Source organism: Selenomonadales bacterium 4137-cl (assembly GCA_032334055.1).
In the GTDB taxonomy this organism is placed as follows: domain Bacteria; phylum Bacillota; class Negativicutes; order Sporomusales; family UBA7701; genus Anaeroselena; species Anaeroselena agilis.
On sequence record JAUOZS010000001.1, the window covers coordinates 3,615,810 to 3,634,604 of the forward strand.

Here is an 18,795-nt window from a genome sequence, read left to right on the forward strand (position 1 = left end):
TCGCTTATACCCGGAAAGGGTGCGAGCGCGCCGCGACGACGGCCCCGGACGGGCCTAGTGCCGGACGCGCCATGAATGGCGTAGGCGTCCGGCCGCATACTGGGTGCGTACGCTAGCAAGCGCGCTGAGGAGCAAGTGCGCAAGTTCTTGGCGCTTCAGCGCCTGGAACTTGCGGCCTGCCCCTCGCGGGTACGCCGCGGATGGGGGTTTATCAACGGCCGGTAGTTTATTGGGCGGTGACCTGAACCTCGATTTGGGCCGACACTTCCGGATGGAGTTTGATTGTTACCGGGTACGCGCCGAGAGCTTTGATGGCATCCTTGAGCTCGATTTTGCGTTTGTCGAGGTCGAGGCCGTGCTGGTTTTTGAGAGCGTCGGCGACGTCTTTGCTGGTTACCGAGCCGAACAGGCGGCCGCCTTCGCCGGTTTTTACGGCGACGGTGACTTGCAGTTTGGCGATCTGGGCGGCGTGAAGCCGGGCTTCGTCGAGAATCCGCTTGGCTTTGCGGGCCTCGTTTTCTTTCTGTTGCTGGGCGGCGTTGACGTTGCCGGCGGTGGCGGGGATGGCGAGTTTCCGCGGCAGCAGGTAGTTGCGGGCGTAGCCTTCGGATGCTTCTATGACATCGCCTTTTTTGCCGAGGTTTTTAACTTCTTGTTGGAGGATTAGTTTCATCACTGTCACTCTCCTTGATGTACTTGGCGACGAGCGCGACGACGCGGCTCTTGGCTTCTTCGACGCCGACCCCTTTGAGCTGCGCCCCGGCCACGGTCTGATGACCGCCGCCGCCGAGTTCTTCCAATATGACCTGGACGTTGACTTCGCCCAGGGAGCGGGCGCTGACGGCGACGCCTTCTTCGATGGGGAAGAGGACGAAGCTGACTTTGACGCCCTCGATGTTGAGCAGCATATCGGCCGCCTGGGCGGCGGCGATCTGCGGGTCGCTGATTTTCTGGGTGTAGGTGGCGATGACTACGCCGCCTGGCAGCGTTTCGGTGTTGTTGATTATTTCGGCCCGATGTTTGAGGGTATCGAGATCGACGCGGAACAGCCGGCGGACGAGCTTGGGGTCGGCTCCGGCCCGGCGGAGGTGCGCGGCGGCGTCAAAGGTGCGGACGCCGGTCTGGACTGTGAAGCTTTTGGTGTCGACGACGATGCCGGCGTAGAGGGCGGACGCCTCGATCCGGGTGAGGTCGATTTTTTCGTCGAAGTAGGTGATGAGTTCGGCGACGAGTTCACTGGTCGAGGAGGACGAGGGTTCAAGATAGACGAGCAACGGGTTGGCGATGAAGTCTTCAGCCCGCCGGTGGTGGTCGATGACGACGGTTTTCTCGGCCTTGCCGAGGATGGCGGGGGCGGCGACGAGCGCCGGCCGGTGGGTGTCGACGACGAACAGGACGGTACCGGGGCCGACGAGGGGTTCCGCCTGAACGGGGTCGACGAACAGATTGCGATGTTCGTCGTAATCGTCGAAGCATTCGGCCAGCTTCTCGACCGCCACCCCCGGGCGGCTGACGACAACATGCACGGGCTTGCCGAGGAAGCGGGCCATCCTGGCGACGCCGAGGGCGGCGCCAAGGCTGTCGAAGTCTTCGTTGGCGTGGCCCATGACGACGACTGACGCCGCGCCGGCGATGAGGTCGCGGATGGCCTGGGCGACGATACGAGCTTTGACGCGGGTGCTTTTTTCGACGGTTTTGGCTTTGCCGCCATAGAACTGGACTTTGCCGGCGATATGGACGGCGGCCTGGTCGCCGCCCCGCCCGAGGGCGAGGTCTAGCCCTTCCTGGGCCCGCTGGCCGAGCGCGGCGATGGTGGGCTCGTCGGCGGCAACGCCGAGGCTGAGGGTTACGGGGATGCGGTTGCCGCCATGGATTGAGCGGATGGTGTCGAGGATGTCGAATTTGTCGGCCAGCGTGGCGTCGAGGGCCCGCCGGTCGAAGACCGCGATGTAGTTGTCTTCGTTGTATTTTTTCAAGAAGCCTTCGAGGAGGCCGGTCCACTCGGCGAGGCGGCGGTTGACTTCGGCAAGGATGGCGGACCGCTGGCTTTCGCTGAGACCTTTGAGAACGTCGCTGTAGTTGTCGATCTGGATGTAGGCGAGCACGGGCATGGCGCCTTCGCAGCTGAGTTTGACGGTTTCGCTGGCGGTTATGTCGGTGAAGGAAAAGATCATAAGCGCCGGCCCGTCCTGGGCGGGTCCTTCAATGGGTTTGTAGACCGCCTGGTAGTGCCGGCCGCGGGCGTGAAAGGACTCGTACCCGGATTTGCCCCACAGACGGTCGAGGTCTATGCCCGGCCAAAAGCGGTCGATGCCGTCGCCGGGTCCGAGCTCGGTGTCGGCCCAGTCGGCGACGACACTGTTGCGCCAGTGGAACTTGCCGGCCGCATCGACTATGGCGATGGCCAGGGGCAGGTTCTGAAGGGCGTAGCGAGCCGCCTGGCCGACGCCTTCGCTCATGAGGTCGAGATAGGCGGACAGTTGTTTCTGCCGTTCGAGGTGTCTTTCCCGCCCGTATAGGTAGAGGATGTAAAGGAGGATGGCGCCAATGACGGCGACGTATTTGTTGTAAAAGAGGATAATGAGAAGCAGCGCGGCCGATACGGCTAAATAGACGCGGGTATCGAACCACAGGGACGGTCCGCGGGGCATGGTTTTCCCTCCTGTCAGGACGACCGAGGTGTGTTTTGCTGCCGGTAGCCGACGGCTAGATCAAAAAAGCCGGCGAAAACGGCCGCTATTTGAAGAAAGCTGTTGACCAATATCATAATCAGTATAATATTGCGCATCAGCCTTGACAAATTGTATTTGTCGGCAAGGAAGTAAAATAGCGCCAAGCCTTGCCCGAAAAGGAGTATGGCCGCCACCCCCAGCAGGTTTAGGCCGATTTTGCCGATCAGCTCGTGATGCAGGTATTGGCCGATGAACAGCGTCGCCGCGGCGAGGGTGACGAAGTGGAGCATCTGCCTGGGCAGCGACCATTCCTTGAAGGGAGGAAAGGATATGGTCTGGTGGCCGAGCTTGCGCAGCACCGCCCGGGCAAGAATGAAGTTGAGGTAGGTCTGGAAAACTGCGGACATGGCGAGCAGCGCCGGCAGGAGCACCTGGAACAGGGTCATCATGACCTTGAACTGCTGCCGCATCTGGGCAAGGGCCGCTTCCGTCATGCCATAGCCGCGGTAAAACTCGACAGCTTCGGTCATCGCCTTTTCCATAGTCTCTATCTGCAGGTTGAACGGATTTATTCCCATGACGACGAAGGTGAGACCCATCAGCGCCAGGTTGGAGATCAGGCAGACGACCGAGCCCCAGAGAATCGTTTTGAAGGGCCCGAAACCCGCCCGGAAGGCATGCCCGAAGACGAGGCCGACAAGACCGAAGCCGACGACGATGTTGACAGCTTTGAAGGGGGAGATGAGGATGGCGCTAAGCACGCCGGCGACGACGGTGGCCATGACGCTCCACCGGAAGCCGTGGCGGACGCCGAGGAGGATGATGGGCACCGGCCACAGGAAGGTGACGAAAGCGCCGACGACGGGAACGTAGACGCTGATGAGCGCGAAGATGACGGCGATGGCGGACATTATGCCCGCTTCCACGGTGGGGCGCGTGTTGGTCTGTCGCATGGTTCACCTCAGGTATAGATTAGCGTTGGTGCTCGCGGCAATAGCATCGGCCAAACGCCGGTTTTCGATTCCCGGCTGTGGCATTGCGCGCCGCCGAGGAGAAACGCGGCAGATGGGGGCTTATCCGCGGCCGAAAAAGTCTGGACTGTATTTATTCGCACTCATATGCCCCGTTTCCTTCATGGCAGCGGCAAGCGTCCCTGCGGACCGCCGCTTAATTTCTGCCAGCTATTTTACGATATTAATGGTACATGACGATTAAACGGTTCTGTCGGCAAAGGGGGATTACCGATGTCAAGCGAGTACGCTAAACGCTCCTCGGGCGACGATGCCGCGCTGCACCGCGAGGTGGCCGAACTGGCATCGGCCAAGGCCAGCCTGAGCAAGGAACTGGATTTTTCGCGGACGGCCAACAAGTTTTTGAGCTCGGTGCTGGATACCGTTGACGCCCTGGTGGTGGTGGTGGATGCCTCCGGCCGGATCGTCCGCCTCAATCAGGCTTTCCGCCAAGCGCTGTCCGCCCCGGGACAGAAAATGGACGGACGGTATCTGTGGGAGATGCTGCTGCTCCCGGACGACGTCCTGGCAATTCAGACGATAATCGGCCGGCTTCAGGCGAAGCAGTGCCGAACGGCGTCGGCCAGTTTCTGGCTTACCAAGAGCGGCAATCTCCGCCTTATTTCCTGGTCGTTCACCGTGCTGCACGGCTCGGGGGATGAGGGCGATTATATCGTCGGCGTCGGACTCGATGTGACGGAGAGGGAGCAGGCGGAGGAGAACCTGCGGATCAACAAGGAGCGTTACCAGGTCCTGTTCAACAGTGTGAATGATGCTGTTTTTGTCTATAGCCTGGCGAAGGGCGATCAACGGAGCCGCCTTATCGAGGTGAACGAGGTGGCTTGCGAGCGCCTGGGGTACCGCCGCGAGGAGTTGATCAAGCTTTCGCCGGCCGATATCGAACGGCCGCTTATCACTGCCCAGATTCCGCTTATCGACCATAAGCTCCGCCAGCAGAAGCACGCTTTGTTCGAGGCGGTCCACCTGACCAAGACGGGTGAGGAGATCCCGGTGGAGGTCAACGCCCACCTGTTTTCGTTGTATGGGCAGCCGACGGTGCTGTCGGTGGCGCGGGATATCACCGAACGCAAAGAACTGGAGGAAAAGCTGCGGTTTATTACGATGCACGATTCGCTTACCGGGCTTTACAACCGGGCGTACTTCGACGAGGAGGTGCGCCGCCTGGAGGCTGCCCGCGAGCTTAAGGTCGGGATTGTGGGCTGTGATGTGGACGGGCTTAAGCTGATCAACGATTCGATGGGTCATCAGGCCGGGGACGCATTGCTGCGCGCCGCCGCCGCGGCGATCGCCAGCGCGGTCCGCGAGGGCGATTTCGTGGCCCGCGTCGGCGGGGACGAGTTCGTCGTCCTGCTGTACAATATCGACGCTACTGGCGTAAAGAGGGTTATGGACCGCATCCGCGCCGCAATCGCCAAGCAGAACGGCGCCGAGCCCGGACTGCCTCTGAGCATTTCCCTCGGGTGCGCGGTGGCGACCGAGGATACGAAGGATATCCATCAACTGCTGAAGGAAGCGGACGACCATATGTACCGCGAGAAGCTTCACCACAGCAAAAGCGCCCGCAGCATGCTGGTCCACGGACTCAAGAAGGCGCTGGAGGCCCGCGATTTTATCACCGACGGTCATGGTGAACGCCTTATGGACCTGATCGACAAGCTCGGCCGGACCATTGGCCTGGATGAGCGCGATATGGCCGAACTCCGCCTGCTGGCGCAGTTTCACGATTTTGGCAAGGTGGGCGTCCCCGACCGCATCCTGTTCAAGCCCGGCCGGTTGACTGAGGAGGAGTACGCGGAGATGCAGCGCCACTCTGAGATCGGTCACCGCATCGCCCAATCGGTGCCCGATCTTTGCCCGATCGCCGACCGCATTCTTAAGCATCACGAGTGGTGGAACGGCCAGGGGTGCCCGCTGGGGCTCGCCGGGGAGGATATTCCCCTGGAGTGCCGCATCCTGTCGATCGCCGACGCGTATGATGCTATGACCAGCGACCGGCCTTATCGCAAGGCAATGCCGCCGGAGGATGCTTTGAAAGAGCTGCAACGTTTCAAGGGGCGGCAGTTTGATCCGCTGCTTGTGGACAAGTTCATAAATGTGCTTAACCAGTAAGAATGGATAAAGCGCCGGCATGCCGGCGCTTACATTTTGCGGTGTAATTGCTAACTTGCCTGCCCGCGGGGGACGAGGCGGTCTTCAGCCGCGCCTGCGCGACGCCGGTAGGCAAACCAGTAGAGGAAGTAGAGGGTAGCCAGCGCGGTTAAACCAGCTACCGCCAGGACTTTATCGGCCCCGAAGCGACCGGCAAGGTACCCGCCGGCCAGCATGGAGACGATGGCGGCCGGGGTCAGGATAGCGGTGACGGAGCCGTAGACGCGGCCGCGAAGGTCGGCGGCGGTGGCGAGGTCGCGCAGGGAGTGCAGGCCGACGAGCGCGGCGTAAAAGAAGACGTAGCCGCCGAAAACGGCCGCGGCGGCAAGGTAAAAACTTTGAACGAAAGCGAGAAGGATGAAGCTGCTGTAGTGGATGGTGAGGCCGGCCATGGCGAGCGCAAGGTGACTGCCTCGTTTCATGAGCCAGGGGCCGGCGAGGCTGCCGAGGATGCTGCCGATGCCGACAGCGGTCATGAAATAACCGTATTCCTGGTCGCCGCCGCCGAGGAAGCTTTTGACATAGACGACGAACAGGGGCAGTTGAAGGCGCAGAGACAACGTCCACATGAAGGCAACGGCGATCAGAAAGCGCAGCTTGGGGCTGGCGAGAATGTAGCGGAGGCCGGCGGCAACTTCGGGCAGCAGTTGCCGCGGCGTAGCGGCGGCGGCGTGGCGCGGAAGGCTGATGATGCGGCTGAGCGCGGCCACGACCAGATAGGCGGCGGCGGTGGCGACGAAGAGGGCGGCGGTGCTAAAGGCGGCGGTGGCGAGCCCGGCAAGGAGCGGCGCGAGCATCTTGGCGCAGTTGAGACTGGTAAGCACCGCGGAATTGCCGAGCAGGAAGCCGTCTTGTGTCATGATTTCGGTCATGAGCGCCGTGCGGACGGTAGTGATAACGGTGAGGAGCAGGGAGATGAGCAGCCACAGCGCGTATATCCATATCAGGCTGGAACTGAGGCTCATCGCCGCAACGAGGACAGCCGTCGCTCCCGCCGCGGCCGCGAATACCGCCGCCCGGCTGTAGCGGTCGACGACGACGCCGTAGACGGAGGCGAACAGGCGCGGGGTGAAGGTGAGGGCCGCAAACACGCCGACGTTGAGCGCACTTTGGGTCAAGTTGTATACGTAGATGGTCATGAGGAAGAAGATGAATTCGTAGCCGAAGGCGGACAGGATGTAGGCGATAATAAAGTTCGCGATGTTTTTCTTGCCGATTGTCTGCACGGGATATTTCCTCCTTTTTGCGGTTAACTGAAAAGCGCTTTCCTCTCCGCCCCTAATTAGTATATAATGGTAGCCACAAGCGGGCTCGCGCTATATTACCATTGTCGGGACTTTAAGGGTCGTTTTCTTGTATTTTTTTGCGCTGTTGGGAGGCAACGTGGTGAACGGGCGAAACAGTTCCCCTGAAAACGCCATCAGCTATTTCCGTGCCGGCGACATCCAGGGGCTGGAGCTGTATCGCGGTGTCGGCGTCACCCGCCACGTGCCGCGGCATGTCCACGGGATGTTCAGCCTGAGCGTCGCCGAGGCGGGGGTGCGCATAAGCGAAAGCAAACGCCAAAAATACCGCATTACGCCCGGCTCGATCTTCGTGAGCGAGTGGGGCGAGGCGCACGCCGGCGATATTCCCAGCGGCACAAGTTATTCGAGCCGCTCGCTGCGGATAAGCCGGGAGCTTTTTGCTTCGCTGCTGGCGGAGCTGCCGGGCCGGGAAGCCTCGGAGGCCCATTTCCCCATGCCGCTGGTGGACGATGCCGAGCTATACGGGAAAATTTTTTGCCTGCATATGCTGGTTGCGTCTCCGGAGTCGCAATTGGCCAAGGAGTGCCTGCTGCGGGAGGTTTTCTCCCTGCTGGTCAACCGCCACTCCCGGCGGAAGGACGACTGGCCGGCGGTCGGCGACGAGACGGCGGCGGTGCGGCGGGTGTGCGATTATCTCGGTGACTGTTGCCGTGAGAATGTGTCGATCGGGACGCTGGCGGCGATCGCGGGGTTCAGCCCGTTCCATCTCTGCCGGGTTTTCGAGCGGGCGGTCGGCGTCCCCCCTCATGTTTACCAGTTGGATGTGCGCCTGACGAAGGCCGCCGAGCTGCTGGCCGGCGGCCGGAAAATCATCACCGTGGCGCTGGAAACGGGGTTCTGCGATCAAAGCCATTTCCATAAGGCGTTTAAGCGGAAGTTCGGGGTGACGCCCCGCCAGTATCTCAGATAATACGCAACCGCCGGCGAGACGCCGGCGGTTTTTTTGTGGCCGTTAACTGAGCAAGATTTTACAATATCCGTCGTTGCTGCCGCTCTTATCATAGTGGGGAGACATACTGCGGGAGGCGCGACGATGGGACTGATCGGGGATAAGTGTGAGTCATCCGATAACGGCGGGAGGAGCGGGGAAGGGTTTGCTCTTGTCGCGGGGGCGCTGTGGGGAGTTAATTATGTGGTGGTTAAGCTCGTGCTGGCGACGGTGCCGGAGCCGCTGTTTCTCCTCATCCGCTTCGGGGCGGCGATCAGCCTGCTGCTGGCCTACGCGGCTTGGCGCGGCGAAAATGCCCGCATCGCCCCCGGCGATGTTCTGCCGGTTATTCTTCTAGGACTGTTCGGCGTCGGAGTGCAGAATGTCACCTGGACCTACGGCATCCACCGGACGACAGTGTCGTCCGCGGCTTTGTTGATCTGCACGGCGCCGCTGTTCACGCTTCTGTTTTCGGTCATCACCGGCCGGGAGAGGGCCGGCATGCTTCGCCTGCTCGGCACGGCGGCCGCATTTGCGGGCATTTATGTCATTGTCGTTACGACGCCGGGCTCGCGCCTGGAGTTCAGCTCGGCGGCATTTGTAGGCAATCTGCTTATCCTGGCCAGCGCTCTGCTGTTCGCTTTTTATTCGCTTGCCTCCCAGCCGCTGCTTCGGCGTTACTCGGCTGTCAAGCTGTTTACGCTTGCTTCGATCGTGGCGGTGCCGGTGCTGGTCGCCAACGCGGCGCTCGCCCCTCCGCAAGACGATGTGAGGTTGTCCGGGCAACTGGTGCTGGAGTTTTTATATCTGGAGTTTTTATATATCGTTGTTTTCGGCACGATCGTGGCGTTCGTGTGCTGGTTTCAGGGCATCGGCAGGACATCGCCGGTGAGGACGACCCTTTATCAGTACACGACGCCGCTGGTAAGCACGCTGCTGAGCGTGACCATGTTAGGCGAGCCATTCAGCGGTGGCCAGGCGGCGGGCGCAGCCCTGATCTGCGGCGGCCTGATGGCGGCCCGTTATGATCGGACGGCTTTGACCGGTAGCCGCAGAAGAACGGGGAAAGCGGCAATATCGCCTTAGCGAGTAATGCGGAAAATTATGTCAGGAAGGGAACTGCAGGGCCGGAGACGAATATTAACAGGGTGGTTTGCGAAAGGGGATTTTTTCATGCGCCTGATTTCGACCCTTCTGACACTGCTCCTTGCCCTTGCCCTGAGCGGCTGCGGCGCAACGAAACCCGTAGCGCCCCCGCCTGCGCCCCCGCCTGCGCCGCAGGCGAGGGAGACGCCGCAGTTCGCCAATATGCTGACAACAGCCGGCGGGGATACGGTTTCGCTCGACCCAACCACCGTTAAGGCGAACGGCAAAGATGTGTCGCTGGTGCTCCGGTTTACGAAGAGCATCGTCAAAAACGGCGTCAAGACCGAGAGCTGGGATGCCGTCTTCCGGCCATCGGAACGGCTGGTCGCCGTAAAGGCGAAGATGCTGTACGGCGAGGGCGGCCAGGTGCTTTCGGCCGATACGGCCGGCGGCGACTGGGAATATGTTATCCCCGGTTCGGACACGGAACGGATCATGGCGGCGGTGGTGACGTACTGCAAGAGCCGCGGCCTGACGGTGAACGCGACGCCGCCTCCGTACGCGCTGCCCGGTTTTAAATTTCTGGCCAAGTCGACGGACAACAATGCGTATTATCTTTACAAATCGGCTTCGGTGCGGTCCGGGGGCGGACAGACGAGCGTCGAGGTACTGACGATCTACGAGACTGTCAAGGACGGCACCAAGTATGCGATATCGGCGGTGGACTTCCAGCCGGCGGCGAAGAAGTACCGCGCAACGACCAGGATGCTGTACGATGAGGCCGGAAAGATGCGGACAGCGCCGGGTGACCAGGGCTGGCAGCCCGTCGCGCCCCATTCGGTTTACGATATGCTGCTGGACGAAATAGCGCAGGACAGCTGAAAAGCAAAGCGGATGCCGCCGGGCATCCGCTTTTTCGTCCGGGTCACAGGGCGATCACGTCAACATCGTATTCGATTTTGCGGGCCACTTCCTGGGCAAGATCGGCGCCGAACAGTTCCCGCAGCAGGTAGAAGCCGAGCTCGAGGCCGGAGCTGACGCCGCCGGCGGTGACGATGGCGCCGTCGCGGACAACTTTGGCGGGCAGAACTTCGACGGAATAGGCCGCCAGTTCGGAAAAGGCAGTGTGATAGGTAGTGGCCTTGCGACCGGTGAGCAGACCCGCCTCAGCAAGCAGGAAAGCACCCGTGCAGACGGAGGTGACGAATCTGGCGCGTGTCTGCCGGTTGCGCAGGAACGCGAGGATGACCTGATTTTTCATCGCGGCCAGGCGACCTTTGCCGCCGGGAGCGACGATGATGTCGAGCGGCGGGCACTCGGCGAGAGTGGTATCGGGAATGATCCGCAGGCCGTTGAAGGCGGCTACCGGTTCGCGGTCTTCGGCCACGAGGAGGACGCGCGTGCTGTCTGGCCGGATTTTGTTGATATAGCTCAACACTTCATACGGGCCGACGAAGTCGAGTTCTTCGATCTGGGGAAAGAGGATAATGCCGATGGTAATCATGCTAACCACTCCTTCGGAACTCATTATATGCGCCTTAGCGGCTGGTCGGCCTGCCCGACAGCGTTACTCCGGATAAAGGCTGGCAGCAAAGGCCGTCTGGCCGTTGGTCCGGATAAAGGCGGTGGGGCATAGGCGCGCGCAAGCCCGGCAGGCGCCGCAGCCGTTGCTAGCCGCGCCCGGCGCATAGCTTATCCGCAGCTTTGTTCCTTTATCAAGAAAGGTCAGATAGCTTCTGCCTATTTTCCGGCAGACGGCGACGCAGCGGCCGCAGAGAATGCACCCCTTGGCCATTTCCGGCAATGCGGATTCGCTTTGCGCCCCACCGACGCCACTGGCGGCTCGCGGCGGGGCGACCGCGACGCCGGCCGCCTCCGCGGCGGCGAGCACGTCGTTTAGCAGGGCGGCGACCGCTTGCTCCCGGAAGGGAGCCCGCGCTTGCAGCATTTGCGCAGCCAGAGCCCTCAGACGGTGTATGGCGGGGGATGCGGTGCGTATTTCCAGCCCGGAGGCGCTGGGAAGCGTACAGGCGTGGCTTGCCTTCCACCGGCCCTGGCTGAACACTTCGACGATGCACAGGCTGCAGCGGCGCTGCGCGCCAAGCCGGGTATGATAACACAGCGCCGGTATATTGAAACCTGCCGCCAGCAAGGCCGGCAGCAGCGGCTCGCCCGCCGAAACCGCCAACGGTTGCCCGTCCACGATGATGGTTATGGTCTCATTCACAGCCGGTCACCTCCGGAAACCGCCCGGATGGCATAATGGGGGCAGATCTCGGCGCAAATCCGGCAGCGAGTGCACTTCTCATGGTCGAAGGTGTAGCCGAGCGGGCCCTTGCCGGCCTGATAGCTGATCGCCTGCACCGGGCAATCCAGGCAACCCCGGCAGTCGGTGCAGCGGGAGGGGATGATCTCGAAACGGATCAGGGGTTTACAGGATAGTGCCGGGCAGATGCCGGCCAGGTGGGCCTCGCATTCACTGCGGAAATGGCGGATGGTCGTCAGCAGGGGGTTTATGGCCGTTCGGCCCAGTGCGCACAGCGACAGGTCGGCGACGGCCCGGCTCAGTTCCGCGAGTTCGTCGATAAGGCCCGGGGCTCCTTTGCCGGATGTCAGTTCTTCCAGCAGGCCGGTAATGCGGGCGAGGCCGTCCCGGCAAAACAGGCACTGGCCGCAGGATTCGTCGGCCATGAAGCTGCTCAGGTGCCGGGCCAGGTCTACCACGCAGCGCGAATGATTGAGGACGACCAGTCCGCCGGAGCCGATCATCGCCCCTGCCGTAGACAGCGAGGAATAGTCGAGGGCAAAATCGGTGTAGGGAACGATGCCGCCGGAGGGCCCGCCGATCTGCAGCGCTTTGACTTCATCAGGCGAGGCGCCGCCGATTCTTTCGACGACCGTCCGGGCGCCGTCGCCCAAGGGCACTTCAATAAAGCCGGTATTTGGTATATCGCCGGTAAGGCAGAAAATTTTCGTTCCCGGGCTGTCGGCGTTGCCGGCCTCGCGGAAGGCGGCGGCGCCGCGGGCGATAATCCACGGGACGTTGGCGAGCGTTTCCACGTTGTTGATAACGGTGGGATGCCCGTAGAAACCCTGCTGCGCCGGGTACGGCGGACGCGGCCATGGTTCGCCGCGCCGGCCCTGCATAACCTGGAGCAGGGACGATTCTTCGCCGCAGACGAACGCGCCGCCGCTCTGAATGATACCGACCTTAAGGGAAAAGTTCGTTCCCAGTATCTCTTCGCCCAGCAGTCCGGCGGCCCGGGCATCGCCGACGGCCCGGCGCAGTCTCGCCACCGCCAGCGGGTACTCGTGCCGCACGAATATGTATGCCTCGCCGGCTCCGCAGGCATATGCGGCCAGTATTATCCCTTCGAGCACCCGGTGGGGGTCGCTTTCCATCAGCGTCCGGTCCATGTAGGCCCCCGGGTCGCCTTCATCCGCGTTGGCAATGACAAACCGCCGCGGGTCGCGGCTGGCGGCCGCGGTTTCCCATTTCCGGCCGGTATAAAAGCCGCCGCCGCCCCTGCCCCTAAGGCCGGAGGCGGTAATTTCGGCAATTATGTCGTCCGGGGTACGCTCTAACAAAGCCTTGGCAAGGGCGAAATAGCCGCCGGTGGCGACGTATTCCGGCAGGCTGAGGGGGTCGATCAGGCCGCAGTTACCGGTGATGCGGCGTTTTTGATGCTCGAAAAAAGCGGCGAACGCTGCTCTTGGCGCCTTTACTGTTTCCAGATCCTCGAACCCGGTCAGCAACCCGGGGCAGCGTTCGCGCAGCACGAGCCATGCGCCCTGCTGCATGGAGCGCTGCTGGGCGGTGCGAATGATCGGCCAGTGAACTTCACTGGAGACCTCCCCGAAAATGTGGTGCAGACCGTCGGGAGTCCGGACGTCGACCAGCGGCTCGGCGTAGCAGGCACCGATACAGCCGACGTTGCGTACGATTACGCGGTTGACAAAATCCGGCCGGGCCGCCAGCCGGGCCGCCCACGGCGCCGCGCCGGCCGCTTGGCCGCAGGAGGCCATCCCGACGCTGATGCGGGACATATTGGCTGGGCATAGGTCGGCGTGACCCTGTTCGGCTATTGCCCGGAGGGCGGGCGGTATCGCCCGCAATCCGTAGCGGACAGCCAATAACGGGGGGATTTCCTGAGGCGCTTTAGAAGGCACCGGGGCGGCGGGGGGCGGGGGGGTATAATGCTTAGGGGGCAGTTGCATTTTCGCCCTGACGAATAAGTCTTCAGCCGCGCTTTGCATCTTCTTCTCTTAATTCCCGCAGTTTGCCCGCCATTTGGTGCGATTTTGCCTTGCCTTCGAGGTCGCCGTTACAGATGAGAACCGGAGCCAGGCTGCAGGCGCCGACGCACTGCACCTTGTCGATGGTGACGAATCCGTCGGCGGAAGTGCCGTCGGCGTCGAGCTCCATTTCGCCGGCTAAACGGTCATATAGCAAATCCGCCCCCCTGGTATAACAGGCCGTTCCGTAGCATACCGATATGTGATTCCTGCCCAGCGGGCGGGTGCGGAAGCTGTTGAAAAAGCTGACCAGCCCCTGCAGCACTGATTCCGGCTGCCCGGTTTCAGCCGCAAGTTCCTGGAGGTCTTCACGGGAAATATACCCCTTTTGCTGCTGTATTTGGTTGAGAATATTGATCATTTGCCTTTCATTTTCCGGCAAGGCCTGCAAAATCTCCGTTACGCACAGCGGTTCGTCGCCCACGGGAAACCCTCCTAAGAATAGCGGCATTGGCGTGATTGTTAACTTCATTATAACATGCGGCGGCGCTTTCTATGGACAAAAGAAGGCGAGATGCGTACGCATCTCGCCTTCTTTACGGGATTTGGAGGCTCCACCTGCTATTATACCGAAGCCCCTTTGGTTTCTACGACGTTGCAGGACTCGAGGTTTTTGCCCTTGGTCTCGGTGCCGAGGAAGCCGACCGCGAGCGCCGACAATACGAAGCCGATACTGACGACCGTCAGGGTCATGTACAGCCCGATGATCGGATAGAGATAGCCGACTACGGTCGGTGCCAGGATGCCGCCGATACGGCCCAGGGACATGGCCGAACCGGTACCGGTGCCGCGAACTTCGGTCGGGTAATTTTCCGGTGTGTAGGCGAAGACGACCGAGTAGGCGCCGGCCAGGAAGAACACCGACAGGGAGCCGAAGGTCAGCATGAGTTCCACCGGCATCTTATGGGTGAGGGCCCAGCCGTAGAGAATGCCGGTGACGCCGGACAGCAGCAGGTAGACGACAATCGGCAACTTCCGGCCCACTTTATCGGCTAGGTAAGATCCCAGCAAGCCGCTCGGGATCCAGACCAGGTTCATGACCAAAACATAGCCGATCGAGGCGAAGGTCGAATAACCGGAGTTTTTCAACAGGGTGGGCAGCCAGGAATTCAGGCCCCAGTAACCGAACATGAGGCAGAACCACAGGATCCACAGCATCACCGTGCGCCGCATGAACAGGGGGCGGAAGATGACGGCCATCCGGTTGCCGGTTTGCGATTCGAGCTTGCTGACCGGCTGCGGCGGCGGCAGCTTCGTGCCGGTTTCCGCCTCGACGGCCTGCTCGATTTCGGCAAGGTGTTGTTCGGCGGCTTTATAGTCGCCTTTTACGATGTACCAGCGGGGCGATTCGGGAATGCCTTTGCGCAGGAACCAAACAAGGATGGCCGGGAGAACGCCGGCGAAGAAAGCGGCTCGCCAGCCGTAGGCGGGAACGAGCAGAAGGGCAACGCCGGAGGCGATCAGCACCCCGCCGCCCCACAGAGCTTCCGTCAGGCCGTTGAGACGGCCTCGATAGGCGCTGGGCATCATTTCGCTGTTGTAGGTGAAGACAACGGGTTGCTCGGAACCCAGACCAAGACCGGTAATGAACCGCAGAATCAAAAGGGTTTCGTAGCTGTTCACAAACCCGGTGAGGAAGGTCGCGACCGAGAATACCAGCAAGGTAATTTTGAAAAGCTTCAGGCGGCCGAACATGTCTGCCAGAATGCCGCCGCACAGCGCACCGAAAAACATCCCCAGGAAGGATATGCTGAAGGCCAGACCGATCTGCAACGGCGTCAGGCCAAGATCCTTCGCGAGGGCAGGCATGACGAAGCTGAGCAGCATGATATCAAAGGCATCAAACAGATAGCCGATTGCGGCCAGGGTAAAGATTTTCTTGTGCATCCGCGAGAACGGCAATCGTTCCATGCGGCCAATAAGCTCTTCCGCGGTAAACGTGGTTGTCGCCATTTCTGATTACCTCCGCTTTTTCAGTTTTTTATTTTAATATTTACAATCCCTACCTCTCTCCGGAACACCTGCTATTAACGCGCACCCACCACCTCCTTTCGTGTTTTCGGCAGGGTCTTTTATCGATGATTCATATATCAACCGGTTTAGAGAACTTGTTCCCATCCACCGAATACCTGTCCCAGGGCCGCGTCGACGGCACGCCGGATGATAGCCGGACCAGCCTGCTTTTTGTAGGCCGCGGACGCCCGCTGCCCCAAGGTCACACTGATTTCCTGCAACGCCGCCTGGACGCAGGCGTCGCGGTTGTTGCGCGTCAGGCTGCAGTTTTTCCAGATATTTTCCGCCGTTCTGACGCGGAAGGGGCTTTGGGCAACCGCGCCGACGGCGATCCGGCAATCCGTGCACATAAGCTCGCGGTCGTCGTAGCCGATGATGGCGGCGGCGCTGATCCGTGAAATGGCAAGCGCCTTGCGGCGTCCCAGTTTGATGAAGGCGCTTCCGGTCTTGGGCGCCAGGGCCGGAAAGGAAATGTCCACAAGAACTTCGCCCGGCAAAATGGCTGTCTGGCCGACGCCGACGAGGAACTCTTCAATGCCCAACGTGCGCTCGCCAGCCGGTGACAGGAGGCGCAGCCCGGCGTCGAGGGCGACCAGGGCAGGGACCGAGTCGGCCGCAGGCGAGGCGTTGACAATGTTGCCGCCGACGGTGCCGCGGTTTCTGATTTGCGGCGAGCCGACCGACGCGGCGGCCTGGGCGAGGACGAAAGCGGCTTCGCGGATGATCGGCGATTCCACGATGGCGGTGAAGGTCGTGGTCGGGCCGATATGGATGGTGTCGCCGTCGCTGCGGATGCCGTTGAGGTCGGCGATCTTGGTTATGTCGACAAGGGCTTGCGGCGTATGGCCCGCCCGAATCTCCACCATGACGTCGGTTCCCCCCGCCAGTACCATCGCGCCGTCTTTTTTCTCCGCCATGACCGCCATTAGCTCCGCGATGCTGCGGGGGGCGTGATACGTGTAACTCATACGCGTGCTCCTTCCCGGGTCATTTCTGTGGGGGGAGGTATTGGTTTTCGATGTCCCGGACCGCGGGCAGTCCGACCAGTTCGTTGAACTGCTGGAAGGGAATCATGTCTCCGACTAAGCCTTGAGTGGTGCCTGTGGACTTAAGTTCCTGCATGACGCGGGTGACTGCCTGGGCGGTGATGTAGGTCGATGAAGTCGGGAAGATAACCAGACCGTAACCGAGCGCCTCCAGTTCCTTGGCGGTCATGAGCGGCGTGCGGCCGCCTTCCACCATGTTGGCCAGCACCGGTATGTCGAAGCTGGAGGTGATGAGCTTCATCTCATCCAGGCTCTCCGGCGATTCGATGAACAGCACGTCGGCGCCGGCCGCAGCGAACGCTTTGCCGCGACGCAAGGCTTCTTCGATCCCGAGGGTGGTGCGGGCGTCGGTCCGGGCGATGATCACGAAATCCTGATCCTGGCGCGCGGCCACCGCCGCCTTGATTTTGCCGACCATTTCGTCGAGCGCGATTACCTGGCGGCCGGTCATGTGGCCGCATTTCTTCGGGGCGATCTGGTCTTCCAGTTGGATCGCCGCCACCCCGGCGGCTTCGTATTCCCTTACGGTCCGCATGACATTGACGGCGTTGCCGAAGCCAGTATCGCCGTCAGCGATGACGGGGATCCCGACCGCGGCGGCGAAGTTCCGCGCCCGCATCACCATTTCGGTCATGGTCATCAACCCGACGTCGGGCCCGCCCAGATGACTGGCAGCCTGGCCGTAGCCGGTAAAGTAGACGGCGGCGAAGCCCGCTTTTTCGACGATTTTGGCCGCCAGCGCATCGTGGGCGCCCGGCGCGACGAGGATTTCCTTGCCGGCCAACAGTTGCTTCAAGATCGTTGTTTTCTTCATCTGTTTCTCCTTCGCTAGTCGAGTCCGAACTGCCGTCGGGCGAAAGCCAGACAGGCGTCGCTGTATTTTTGTCCGAGAACGCCTACCGCGTAGAGAAGGTAGTTCTCATCCACGATAAAGCGCGGTTCTGTCGGCAACAGGGAAATGCCCGGATTGGCGAACGCCTGCTTCAACACGAACAGCTTATCCGCCGCCGAGCGGTGCGTGAAGATGCCGCCCACGGCGATGACGTTCCTGACCCGGCGCAGGTCGCGGCCAAGCGGCGTTCCCGGCACGATTCCCATGACGGGGTTGAATTCCTGGGAGATATAGCCGGCGTGCCGCTTCAGCGCCACCTCAATGGCGGCGGCGGCCAGCGCCAGGTCAAATTCCCGTTCGGTTTCGGTGCGGCTGATGTGCTCGGGGTTTTTCTCCAGGAAGGCCGTATAAGCCAGCAACTGTTCCTGCAGTTCTTCGCCCTGTTTGCCTATTTTGGCGAGGACGCCCTGCGGCCCGACCGCCTCGACGATGCCGGTGGCGCTGATCCTTAAGCCCAGGTTTCCTTCAACCGTGCGGTAGGAGGGCTGCTTTTCGTTGGTGACGACCAGCCCCTTTTCCTCGATCGTCAGTTTGTCGAGCTCCGGCAGCACGGAATGGATATCGGTGGTTGCGCCGCCGATATCGATGACGAGCATGTCGCCGACGCCTTCCCGGGTATAGGTGCCTTTGGCGAGCAGCTCCGCTCCCAGCAGGACGGCACCCGGCGTCGGCATGACTTTTTGGTCGGAAATGACATCCAGCAGTTTGTGAAGTCCTTTGGCCTGCGTGATTTGCTTGATGAACTGCTCGTGGATAGCCTCGCGGGCCGGCTTGACTTTAAGCTCGTGAATGGTGGGCATGACGTTGGGGACGCGAATTGATGCCACCCCGCCGCGGGCGAGGATGTCGGCCGCTTCGCCCTGGGCGTCTTTGTTGCCGGCGATAATGATGACGGCTTTGCTGCCTGACTGCACGATGATTCTGGCGTTCTCGATCAGTGAATCCCGGTCGCCGCCGTCGGTACCGCCGGCCAGCAGAACAATGTCAGGCTTGATTTCCCGCAGAACCTGCAGGCGGTATTCCGGCGGGTCTTCATGGTTGACGATTTCCAGCACCCGCGCGCCGGCGCTCATCGCCACTTCTTTGGCTGCTTTAGCGGTCACGCGCGGCATATAGCCGAGCGCGATCATCCGCAGGCCGCCGGCGGCGCTGCTGGTGGAGTATATCGCCGGGGCTGCAGCGACAGTCACGCCTTGCTGCGCCAACGAACCGCGGGCCGCCTGCACGCCGATTTCGATGTCTTCGATGGTCGTCGGCGCCTGGGCGCGGGCCGTATAGGTCAGCACTCCGTCCGCCAGGCGAAAGGCCGTCAGCTTGGTGTAGGTGCTGCCGACGTCATATACGAGGAGGTTTGCTTCCATGTCTGTTCATCTCCC

At 61.4% G+C, this 18,795-nt stretch carries 16 protein-coding genes; 4 read left to right on the forward strand and 12 right to left on the reverse strand.

The genetic code is table 11. The features are described 5' to 3' along the window. Nucleotides 1-226 precede the first annotated feature (226 nt). Genes rplI through Q4T40_18810 form a run of 3 tightly spaced genes read right to left on the reverse strand, consistent with a single transcriptional unit; the run spans nt 227 to nt 3,625 of the window. Nucleotides 227-673 carry a 50S ribosomal protein L9 gene (gene rplI / locus Q4T40_18800; protein MDT8903284.1) on the reverse strand — a complete coding sequence of 149 codons (447 nt, stop codon included), beginning with the start codon at nt 671-673 and terminating at the stop codon, nt 227-229. Further along, complete coding sequence (locus Q4T40_18805; GenBank protein ID MDT8903285.1) at nt 645-2,651, reverse strand: DHH family phosphoesterase; 2,007 nt, start codon at nt 2,649-2,651, stop codon at nt 645-647. Before Q4T40_18805 ends, rplI begins: the two co-directional genes overlap by 29 nt. A 14-nt stretch (nt 2,652-2,665) precedes the next feature. Next, nucleotides 2,666-3,625 (reverse strand): YybS family protein, encoded by a 960-nt coding sequence (locus Q4T40_18810; protein ID MDT8903286.1) that lies wholly within the window; start codon nt 3,623-3,625, stop codon nt 2,666-2,668. A gap of 291 nt (nt 3,626-3,916) precedes the next feature. Between Q4T40_18810 and Q4T40_18815 the strand changes: the two genes are divergently transcribed. Further along, nucleotides 3,917-5,812 (forward strand): diguanylate cyclase, encoded by a 1,896-nt coding sequence (locus Q4T40_18815; GenBank protein MDT8903287.1) that lies wholly within the window; start codon nt 3,917-3,919, stop codon nt 5,810-5,812. Between the two features lie 50 nt (nt 5,813-5,862). Here Q4T40_18815 and Q4T40_18820 read toward each other — a convergent pair whose 3' ends face one another. After that, complete coding sequence (locus Q4T40_18820) at nt 5,863-7,077, reverse strand: MFS transporter (protein ID MDT8903288.1); 1,215 nt, start codon at nt 7,075-7,077, stop codon at nt 5,863-5,865. A gap of 160 nt (nt 7,078-7,237) precedes the next feature. Between Q4T40_18820 and Q4T40_18825 the strand changes: the two genes are divergently transcribed. The 3 genes from Q4T40_18825 (at nt 7,238) to Q4T40_18835 (ending at nt 10,054) form a co-directional block, all read left to right on the forward strand. Then, on the forward strand, nt 7,238-8,068 hold the full coding sequence (locus Q4T40_18825) for an AraC family transcriptional regulator (GenBank protein ID MDT8903289.1): 831 nt from the start codon (nt 7,238-7,240) through the stop codon (nt 8,066-8,068). Between the two features lie 123 nt (nt 8,069-8,191). Further along, the gene (locus tag Q4T40_18830; GenBank protein MDT8903290.1) at nt 8,192-9,172 is read left to right on the forward strand and encodes a DMT family transporter; all 981 of its coding nucleotides are present in this window, start codon (nt 8,192-8,194) and stop codon (nt 9,170-9,172) included. A gap of 87 nt (nt 9,173-9,259) precedes the next feature. After that, nucleotides 9,260-10,054: a hypothetical protein gene (locus tag Q4T40_18835; GenBank protein MDT8903291.1), complete on the forward strand. Its 795-nt coding sequence runs from the start codon at nt 9,260-9,262 to the stop codon at nt 10,052-10,054. A gap of 43 nt (nt 10,055-10,097) precedes the next feature. On the opposite strand, the gene Q4T40_18840 is transcribed toward Q4T40_18835, so the two are convergent. The 8 genes from Q4T40_18840 to Q4T40_18875 form a co-directional block, all read right to left on the reverse strand. Further along, complete coding sequence (locus Q4T40_18840; protein ID MDT8903292.1) at nt 10,098-10,676, reverse strand: DJ-1/PfpI family protein; 579 nt, start codon at nt 10,674-10,676, stop codon at nt 10,098-10,100. 63 nt (nt 10,677-10,739) lie between these two features. After that, complete coding sequence (locus Q4T40_18845) at nt 10,740-11,399, reverse strand: 2Fe-2S iron-sulfur cluster-binding protein (protein MDT8903293.1); 660 nt, start codon at nt 11,397-11,399, stop codon at nt 10,740-10,742. After that, complete coding sequence (locus tag Q4T40_18850) at nt 11,396-13,306, reverse strand: NADH-ubiquinone oxidoreductase-F iron-sulfur binding region domain-containing protein (protein MDT8903294.1); 1,911 nt, start codon at nt 13,304-13,306, stop codon at nt 11,396-11,398. Before Q4T40_18850 ends, Q4T40_18845 begins: the two co-directional genes overlap by 4 nt. Nucleotides 13,307-13,412: 106 nt before the next feature. Further along, nucleotides 13,413-13,892 (reverse strand): NAD(P)H-dependent oxidoreductase subunit E, encoded by a 480-nt coding sequence (locus tag Q4T40_18855; protein ID MDT8903295.1) that lies wholly within the window; start codon nt 13,890-13,892, stop codon nt 13,413-13,415. Nucleotides 13,893-14,032: 140 nt separating this feature from the next. Beyond that, on the reverse strand, nt 14,033-15,421 hold the full coding sequence (locus Q4T40_18860; GenBank protein MDT8903296.1) for an MFS transporter: 1,389 nt from the start codon (nt 15,419-15,421) through the stop codon (nt 14,033-14,035). 146 nt (nt 15,422-15,567) lie between these two features. Next, nucleotides 15,568-16,449: a xanthine dehydrogenase family protein subunit M gene (locus Q4T40_18865; protein MDT8903297.1), complete on the reverse strand. Its 882-nt coding sequence runs from the start codon at nt 16,447-16,449 to the stop codon at nt 15,568-15,570. A 19-nt stretch (nt 16,450-16,468) separates the two neighbouring features. Further along, a complete protein-coding gene (locus Q4T40_18870; GenBank protein ID MDT8903298.1) occupies nt 16,469-17,341 on the reverse strand; it encodes an isocitrate lyase/PEP mutase family protein in 873 nt (290 codons plus the stop codon). A 14-nt stretch (nt 17,342-17,355) separates the two neighbouring features. Further along, a complete protein-coding gene (locus Q4T40_18875) occupies nt 17,356-18,780 on the reverse strand; it encodes a glutamate mutase L (protein MDT8903299.1) in 1,425 nt (474 codons plus the stop codon). Between the last annotated feature and the right edge of the window lie 15 nt (nt 18,781-18,795).

Excerpts from the sequence above, each read along its gene's own strand:
- rplI (MDT8903284.1), bottom strand. The coding sequence starts at position 673 with ATGAAACTAATCCTCCAACAAGAAGTTAAAAACCTCGGCAAAAAAGGC.
- Q4T40_18805 (MDT8903285.1), bottom strand. The coding sequence starts at position 2,651 with ATGCCCCGCGGACCGTCCCTGTGGTTCGATACCCGCGTCTATTTAGCC.
- Q4T40_18810 (MDT8903286.1), bottom strand. The coding sequence starts at position 3,625 with ATGCGACAGACCAACACGCGCCCCACCGTGGAAGCGGGCATAATGTCC.
- Q4T40_18815 (MDT8903287.1), top strand. The coding sequence starts at position 3,917 with ATGTCAAGCGAGTACGCTAAACGCTCCTCGGGCGACGATGCCGCGCTG.
- Q4T40_18830 (MDT8903290.1), top strand. The coding sequence starts at position 8,192 with ATGGGACTGATCGGGGATAAGTGTGAGTCATCCGATAACGGCGGGAGG.
- Q4T40_18835 (MDT8903291.1), top strand. The coding sequence starts at position 9,260 with ATGCGCCTGATTTCGACCCTTCTGACACTGCTCCTTGCCCTTGCCCTG.
- Q4T40_18840 (MDT8903292.1), bottom strand. The coding sequence starts at position 10,676 with ATGATTACCATCGGCATTATCCTCTTTCCCCAGATCGAAGAACTCGAC.
- Q4T40_18860 (MDT8903296.1), bottom strand. The coding sequence starts at position 15,421 with ATGGCGACAACCACGTTTACCGCGGAAGAGCTTATTGGCCGCATGGAA.
- Q4T40_18865 (MDT8903297.1), bottom strand. The coding sequence starts at position 16,449 with ATGAGTTACACGTATCACGCCCCCCGCAGCATCGCGGAGCTAATGGCG.
- Q4T40_18870 (MDT8903298.1), bottom strand. The coding sequence starts at position 17,341 with ATGAAGAAAACAACGATCTTGAAGCAACTGTTGGCCGGCAAGGAAATC.
- Q4T40_18875 (MDT8903299.1), bottom strand. The coding sequence starts at position 18,780 with ATGGAAGCAAACCTCCTCGTATATGACGTCGGCAGCACCTACACCAAG.